This is a genomic window from Paenibacillus sp. VTT E-133291, assembly GCF_002264395.1.
GTDB lineage: Bacteria > Bacillota > Bacilli > Paenibacillales > Paenibacillaceae > Paenibacillus_AQ > Paenibacillus_AQ nitricinens.
Window position 1 is genome coordinate 1 of record NZ_NFVA01000240.1, and the last position, 504, is coordinate 504.

The following is a 504-nucleotide window of genomic DNA, read 5'->3' on the forward strand; positions in this document are numbered from 1 at the left end:
GCGTGCAATCGGCGACCTGGATACGCTATGTCCGCGACTACAATTACGATTCACAATACGGGTAATCCGTCGTCCTCGGCAGCGAATGAACGCGCGTGGCTAACGAATCCAACGAACGCGCGCCAAGCGTCATTCCATATCGTAGTCGACGAAAAGGAAGCGGTCGAATGTCTTCCGCTGAACGAGAACGCATGGCATAGCGGAGACGGAAGCGCCGCTAAATCCGGCAACCGTACATCGATCGGCGTAGAGATATGCGAAAGTGGTAACTACGAAAAGACGCTCGATAACGCAGCGAGTCTCGTAGCGTCAATGCTTAAGGAGCGCGGATGGGGCGTTGATCGATTGCGCCGCCACTTCGATTGGTCCGGTAAAATCTGTCCGCGCTTAATGTACGACGGCGGCAAATGGACGGGGTGGGCGGCATTTAAAGCACTAGTAGCCGCGAAGTTAAATCCGATTAAACAGGAGGCTAACGATATGATCGTATATAAAGCGAACGTA

Annotated in this window: 1 protein-coding gene; it reads left to right on the forward strand. The window is 53.2% G+C overall.

From position 1 onward, the window contains the following. Positions 1-504: peptidoglycan recognition protein family protein (locus CA598_RS31755; RefSeq protein ID WP_179283835.1), on the forward strand; the 504-nt coding region annotated here is incomplete at both ends.